Source organism: Cryptosporangium sp. NPDC051539, assembly GCF_044454545.1.
GTDB lineage: Bacteria > Actinomycetota > Actinomycetes > Mycobacteriales > Cryptosporangiaceae > Cryptosporangium.
Genome location: NZ_JBITDV010000032.1, coordinates 1 through 6,572, shown reverse-complemented (window position 1 = coordinate 6,572; position 6,572 = coordinate 1). Strand labels below are relative to the sequence as shown.

Annotated in this window: 9 protein-coding genes; 4 read left to right on the top strand and 5 right to left on the bottom strand. The window is 70.9% G+C overall.

The features are described from left to right. The 5 genes from ACIBZJ_RS43145 to ACIBZJ_RS43125 form a co-directional block, all read right to left on the bottom strand. Nucleotides 1-88 (bottom strand): Hsp70 family protein (locus tag ACIBZJ_RS43145; protein ID WP_395938599.1); only part of this gene is annotated, 88 nt, incomplete at its 3' end. A 275-nt stretch (nt 89-363) separates the two neighbouring features. Further along, entirely contained in the window at nt 364-1,104 is a 741-nt protein-coding gene (locus ACIBZJ_RS43140) for a hypothetical protein (RefSeq protein ID WP_395939422.1), read from the bottom strand. 87 nt (nt 1,105-1,191) lie between these two features. Next, nucleotides 1,192-1,389 (bottom strand): hypothetical protein, encoded by a 198-nt coding sequence (locus ACIBZJ_RS43135; protein ID WP_395939421.1) that lies wholly within the window; start codon nt 1,387-1,389, stop codon nt 1,192-1,194. Nucleotides 1,390-1,499: 110 nt separating this feature from the next. Then, nucleotides 1,500-1,724, bottom strand: a complete 225-nt coding sequence (locus tag ACIBZJ_RS43130) for a hypothetical protein (protein ID WP_395939420.1) — start codon at nt 1,722-1,724, stop codon at nt 1,500-1,502. Between the two features lie 326 nt (nt 1,725-2,050). Next, nucleotides 2,051-2,800, bottom strand: coding sequence for an Ltp family lipoprotein (locus ACIBZJ_RS43125; protein ID WP_395939419.1), 750 nt, complete (start codon nt 2,798-2,800; stop codon nt 2,051-2,053). Between the two features lie 356 nt (nt 2,801-3,156). On the opposite strand from ACIBZJ_RS43125, the gene ACIBZJ_RS43120 reads away from it, so the two are divergent. Genes ACIBZJ_RS43120 through ACIBZJ_RS43105 form a run of 4 tightly spaced genes read left to right on the top strand, consistent with a single transcriptional unit; the run spans nt 3,157 to nt 5,971 of the window. Then, nucleotides 3,157-3,534 carry a hypothetical protein gene (locus tag ACIBZJ_RS43120; protein WP_395939418.1) on the top strand — a complete coding sequence of 126 codons (378 nt, stop codon included), beginning with the start codon at nt 3,157-3,159 and terminating at the stop codon, nt 3,532-3,534. 15 nt (nt 3,535-3,549) lie between these two features. After that, the gene (locus ACIBZJ_RS43115) at nt 3,550-4,899 is read left to right on the top strand and encodes a sensor histidine kinase (RefSeq protein ID WP_395939417.1); all 1,350 of its coding nucleotides are present in this window, start codon (nt 3,550-3,552) and stop codon (nt 4,897-4,899) included. After that, nucleotides 4,896-5,525, top strand: coding sequence for a response regulator (locus ACIBZJ_RS43110; RefSeq protein ID WP_395939416.1), 630 nt, complete (start codon nt 4,896-4,898; stop codon nt 5,523-5,525). Before ACIBZJ_RS43115 ends, ACIBZJ_RS43110 begins: the two co-directional genes overlap by 4 nt. A 47-nt stretch (nt 5,526-5,572) precedes the next feature. Further along, nucleotides 5,573-5,971 (top strand): hypothetical protein, encoded by a 399-nt coding sequence (locus ACIBZJ_RS43105; protein WP_395939415.1) that lies wholly within the window; start codon nt 5,573-5,575, stop codon nt 5,969-5,971. The last annotated feature ends 601 nt before the right edge of the window (nt 5,972-6,572 follow it).

The window sequence follows — 6,572 nt, the reverse complement described above, 5'->3', positions numbered from 1 at the left end:
CGTTGGCGATGACCGTCGGCTCGCCACCCTCGAGGACGCTGACGACCGAGTTGGTGGTACCGAGGTCGATGCCGACCGCTCGTGCCATGGATCCCCCCACCGACATTTGCCCGTGAGGTTAAGGCCCGTGCGGGCGGCATGCTGACGGTGTGGAGGAATCGCCCGGTCCGGGCGGGGAGGGGGCCGGAATCGGTCACGGCGTCGGCGGTGCGCATCCGTCGTTCGATCGTCCCGCCGTGCCGGCCGAGCACCCCGGGCCGGCGGCCCGGTTCAGAGCCGCGGTGGAGCGCCGAGATTCGGTGACGGTCGCAGCGGCCCGGACGCGTCGTCACACTGCGTCCGGCGTCCGCAGCGGGGGAAACGTCAGCGTGGAGTGCGGCGGCGGGCCAGCAGCACGAGCGCGGCGACGCCGACGGCGAGCACCGCCCCGGCGGTGTAGCCGACACCGTCGGCGAACCCGATGTCGTCGGCGAACGAGCCGGAGCCGGAACCGGAGCCGTCCGACGAGCCGAACGCCAAGAGCGGGATCGACAGCAACCCGACGCCCAGGTACCCGACGATCACCGCGCACGGCCAGCCGACCACCGACAGGACCACGGTCGGCACCAGGCGGCCGGTGGTCAGGCCGAACACCGCGGCCAGGGCCGTGATCGCCGCGGTCAGCATCACCATGAACCCGACGTTGTTGAGGTGCAGCATCTGGAGCAGCTCGTAGGTGTCGTTGGCCAGCACCGTGTAGCGGGCACCGAGCAGCCGGTGGGTCAGCGCGACCGCGCCGGTGAGCACGACGCCGGCCACCAAAGCGCCTGCCAGCGAGGCCACCAGAGAGCTTCGCCGACGAACCAGCGGCACACCCAGCACCAGCCCGATCAGCGCGGGGACGGTCGCGGCGACCAGCTCCATGCCGAACACCGCGTCCAGCGCCGATCCGTGCGGATAGCAGACGTTCGGGTCGAGACAATCCGGTACTCCGGCCGCGTCGAGCTGGTTCTGCACCACGGCGGACGCCCGGACGATGTACAGGATCGCACCGCCCGCGATCATCACGGCCGCGGTCAGCGGGCCGCGCATGCTGCGCAATGCCTCACGAATCAGGACGATCACCCGAGCCACCCTAGGCGGCCCGGCAAAACCCCGCCATGGACGTAGTGAAGCCGGCGGCACCGGCCGCCGGCTCACGTACGCGCGCGGTTACTTCGAGGGCTGAGGCGTCTTGCAGTCCACCTTCGGGTTGAGGCCGAAGTAGTTCAGCGGTCCCGCGACGATCGTGACCAGGATGGTGCCGGTCTTCGCGCAACTCGCGTCTCCACCGGAGAAGTAGTCGCGCTGCGCCGCCGCGATGACGCCGATCAAGAGCCAGATCACCAGCACAACACTTCCGATGCGCATCTCGGAACCTCCAGAGGAATCGGGCACCCGGACGGGGGGTTGGTGGTGCCCACAGGAACTGGTCCCCCTATTCCCCTTTGGAACTGAAGCCAAGCAATGACTTCCCGTGTTCAGATCGGGCGACGCCCCCGGGCGGCCAGGAACGCTTCCAAGCCGTTGGGCTCGTCGCCGGCGATGAACACGCCACGGGCGCAGACCAGGACCTCGTCCGCGTGCTCGGTGCAACTCCAGGCCGACGCCCCGGAACCGTCCGCGAGCTTCACCTCGGCGGGGTTGGGGCAGTCGCTGCCGTCGGGCATTCCGATGCCGCAGGCAGTGGCCCTCCGCTCGGTCACGGGCGAACCTTAGTGCGTAGGCGACAGAGCGCTCCCAGGGGGTACGGTCCCGGCGCGTCGCGGCGATGGGGGCGGTAGCGGAGTCCACGAGCTGACGCTGCAGACGAACGCCGCCGCATCTACAGCCAGCGGCTCACGCCGCCGTGGTGCGAGCACGTCCTGAGGTGAAATGTGGCCGAGCTCGGTGCCGATCTGTTCTGCGATGGCTTCGCGTGCTTGGTGCTCCACCGGCTTCAGGGCCCCGGGCATCGTGCGGATTGCGCGTCACCAATTGGCGACACGACGAAGCTCCGCCCAGTTCGCATGGGCGGGGCCTCGTCGTTCCGCTACTCGTTCAGCGCCTTGTCCGCGCCGTACACGGCCTGCGCGTGGGTGAAGCCAGACCCGGCATCGGACTCCAGTTGCTCGATCAGCCCCCGCCGGGAGAACGCGGAGACGTCGAGGTAGCTCTTGGCGGACTTGTACGCCTGCTCGTTGTAGTCGATGTGCAGGGAGTCCACCGCGTAGGTCGCGGCCTCCAGGGTGAAGCCGGAGCCCGCATCTGAGGACAACTGCCGGATCAGTCCCTTGCGGGAGAACGCACTGACCTCGAGGTATTGCTTGGCGGCGCGGACGGCGTTTCGCTGCTCCGAGGTCTCCGACTTGGTGGGGGACGCTTTCGGGGTGGTCGGCGCGGGCGCGGCGGCCTTGGAGTTGTCGGCGGGCTGTTCCACGGTGGCGGTGCTCTCGCCGGCCGTGGTGGCGGTGTCGTCGCTCCCGCCACCGCCGCTGACGGCGGTGATGATGCCGCCGAGGACGCACAGGCCGACAATGACGGCGGCGATGATGCCGATGATCTTCCCGGCGCTGGATTTCTTCCTCGGCGGGGGAGCGCCGTAGCCGCCGGCGCCGTAGGCGGGCTGCTGGCCGTAGTACTGGGGCGGCTGGCCGTAGGGCTGCTGTGGTCCGGGTCCCCAGCCGGGCTGCTGGGGTGGCTGGCCGTAGGGCTGCCCGTACTGCGGGCTGCCGGAGGTGGGTGGGCCGTAGGGCGGCGGGTTGCTGTTGTCGGGGTTGTTCGGGTCAGGTGGCGGCTGCATTTTCCGGACGGTAGAAGCGGGCCCGGACGCGCGCTTCCTGTGCGCTCGCCGTGCGACCGGCCGGTGTGGACAGTCGAACCGCGCGGGTATCCGCCGGTAGCTGTTCGGATGCCGGCGGCGACGTTCAGCTACCCACTGTTCGGGGGTCACGCCACGCGCGCAACAGGCGCTCGTCGGTGAGTCGCCGCCTGCGACGTGCGCCAGATTGGCGCCAGATGTGCTCCAGGCCGCGTTCTAATGGACCAGGTGCAGGTCAAAGCCCTTCCCAGGGGGTACTAGTACCACTGTCCAGCTGTCGGCTTGAACCGGTTCTGGCGGAGAAAGGTCTCAGCACTTCCGAGACCCAAGGAGAACTGATGAAGACGACGTTCGTGGCCCTCGGCATCGTGGCGGCCATCGCCGCGGCGGCTCCCGCGGTCGCCGGTGTGACCGGCAACACCGCTCTGAGCAGGCAGATCGACGTGAAGGTGGCGCCATCGCCGTCCGCGTCCAGCACGCACGCCACCCCGGACGACAAGGGCGGCCTGCGCACGTCCCGCACCGCCGAGCCGGGCGACGACAAGGGCGGCCTGCGCACCTCCCGCACCACCGAGGCGGGTGACGACAACGGCGGCCGCCGCGGCCGCGGCAGCGACGACAACTCCGGCTCGGGTTCGAGCAACTCGGGCTCGGGCAAGAACGGCTCCGGCTCCGGGAAGCACGGCGGGTCGGACGACGGCCCGAACCACGACTGAGCGAAGCTGACTCCCGTGACCGACGACAACTGGGTGGTGCTGGCCGCGTCCGGCACCCCCAGCGCGCCGGACCGCCCGGTGTCGTGGCGGCGGATCGTGATCCAGTCGGTCGTCGCGGCCCTGGTCGTGTTCGCGGTGGTGGCCTCGGTCGGGACGATCGCGGCCCGCCAGGCGGCCGAGTCCGAGTCGGTCAACGACGCGCTGACCGTCACCGACCTGCTCGCCGGCGCCGTCGTCACCCCGAATCTGCAGGACGCGCTGCTCTCCGACGATCCGGCGGTGGCCGCGGCCGCGAGGCAGCGCCTCGACGGCGTCATGCGGTCCGGCGTGCTCGTCGGCGCGGTCATCCGGACGAAACTCTGGACGCCGGAGGGCCGCATCGTCTACTCCGACGAACCCCGTCTGGTCGGGCGGACGTTCCCGCTGGGCACCGACGAGCGGGACGTCCTGAAGGACCCCAGCACCCGGGCCGACGTCAGCGACCTGGACGAACCCGAGAACGAGTACGAGCGCAGCGAAGGCAAGCTCCTCGAGGTGTACCGGCCGGTCTGGACGCCGTCGGGCCGGACGCTGCTGTTCGAGACGTACTCCCGCTACGACGTGGTCACCGAACGCAGCGGGCAGCTCTGGCAGGGCTTCGCCGGCATCACGATCAGCAGCCTGCTGCTCATGCTGGTGCTCCAGGCGCCGCTCACGCTGGCCCTGGTCGGGCGTGTGCGCCGGGCTCAGCGTCAGCGGGAGGTCGCGCTCGACCGCGCGGTGGCCGCCTCCGACGAGGAGCGGCGCCGGATCGCGGCGACGCTGCACGACGGCGTCGTACAGGACCTCACCGCAGGCGCGTTCGCGGTGGCCGCCGCGGCCGGCAAGGCTCGGGCAACGCCGGGCGGCGAGTCGCTGGCCGAGCGGCTCGACTCGGCCGCCGGCACGGTCCGGGCCAGCGTCGGCAGCATGCGTTCGCTGCTCGTCGACATCTATCCGCCGTCGCTGGTCGACGCCGGGCTGGCCGGCTCGCTCGACGATCTCGCGACCGGCCTGCGCGGCCGGGACGTCACCGTCGACCTCACCGTCGTGCCCGACCGGGAGCTGCCGTCCGACGTCGAAGCGCTGCTGTTCCGGATCGCGCAGGAATGCCTGCGCAACACCGCCAAACACGCGGACGCGTCCCACGTCACCGTGGTGGTGACGGGACACGTCACGCTGGAGATCAGCGACGACGGTCGCGGGTTCGACCCTTCTCGTCCTGCGGACGAAGGACATTTCGGCCTGCGGTTGATGACCGACCTGGCCCGCGACGCGGGGGCCTCCCTCGCGGTCTCGTCCGCACCCGGGGCCGGGACGAACTGGCGACTGGAGAAACCGCTGTGACCGTCCGCGTGCTGCTGGTCGACGACCACGCGCTGGTCCGCGCCGGGCTCGCCGCCCTGCTCGAGGACGCGGACGGCATCGAGGTCGTCGGCCAGGCCGACGACGGCGTCCGGGCGATCGAGCAAGCCACCGACCTTCATCCGGACGTCGTCCTGATGGACCTCTCGATGCCGGTCCTCGACGGGGTGGACGCCACCCGGCGGCTGCTGGCCGAGTTGCCGGGCAGCATCGTGCTGGTGCTCACGTCGTCGACCGGGCGGGGACGGGTGCGGGACGCGCTCGCGGCCGGAGCCACCGGGTACCTGCTGAAGGACGCCGATCCGCGCGATCTGATCGCGGGCATCCACGCGGCCGCCCGCGGAGACGCGCCGCTCGATCCGCGGGTCGCGCGGGCGCTGCTGCCGGGTGGTTCGACGCCGGACCCGGCCGACCAGCTCAGCCCGCGCGAGCGCGAGGTGCTGCGGCTGGTGGCCCGCGGGCTCGCCAACAAACAGATCGGCCGCGCGCTCGGCATCACCGAGCGGACCGTCAAAGTCCACCTCGGCAACGCGTTCAAGCGGATCGGCGTCAGCGACCGCACGTCGGCCGCGCTCTGGGTCCGGGACCATCTCCCGGCTGAGGACTAGGCCGGCGGGGTACACCCCCTGTACCGACGGTTCAGGAGGAGCGCGCGATGCTGGCGATCAGCAAGTACCCGCAGGAGTTCGTCGACATGGCGCGGCGTCAGATAGCGGCCCAGGTCGAGGCGTTCCGGAAGCTGGGCTCGTCGGAGTCGGTGAGGGAGTTCGAGCCGTCGTACTTCAACAACCTCGTGCTCGCGCTGGAGATGCATTTTGTGCACCGCACGCGGGCCGTCGAGAAGAAGGACGGCAACCCGATGAACGAGGTCCGGGTGCTGGCGATGTCGCTGATCAGCAACAACGGTGTCCTGGGGGAGGACCGGACGATAAAGCTGGAGGCCGAGACGTCGGTGCTCGGCTACCGGGTCGGCGACGTGATCGCGATCCGCGAGGACCAGTTCGTCGCGCTGGCGAAGGCGTTCTTCGACGACCTGGAGACGAAGTACGTCTGAGACCGGCCGGTCCGGCGCGAGGTGCACGGGCCCGAGGGCACCGTCCTCGCCGACGGCGGCCGAGGCTGACCCTAGGTCGGAGGCTGACCTCAGGTCGGAGGCCACCGCGCCCCGGTTGCCCGACAGGTCCAACTGCTCTTGGCGGACGCCGATGAGCCCGGCGTTCGTGGCGCGGCCAAAGCGGCCCCGGTCTGAGCGAGGGGCCGCCGAGAGTCACGGCGTGCCTGCGGTCGACCGGGCCTGCGCCGCCCGAGCGAGGTCGTCGGGTGACGGTGTCCGGGCGAGGTCGTCGGGTCGCGGCCGTCGGGCAGCCATCGGGCCGCGGCCGTTCGCCGCGCCCCGGCGCGCGGCCTCCCGCGGAGACGCGAGCCGTTCGTGGGCGGCGCCTGCGATCTCGTTGCGACGGGACCGCCGAATACACGGCCGGGCCGGTCACCGACAGCTGGCAGGCGCTAGCCGACGGTCCAGGTGTCGTTGCCGTGGAGGAGGTTCTGGAGGTTGCCGCCGCCGTGTTGTTGGGCGGTGTCGAGTTGGGCGGCCATTTCTGTGTCGTAGGTGGGGCGTGTGATGTCGCGGAAGACGCCGATGGGGGTGTAGCGGA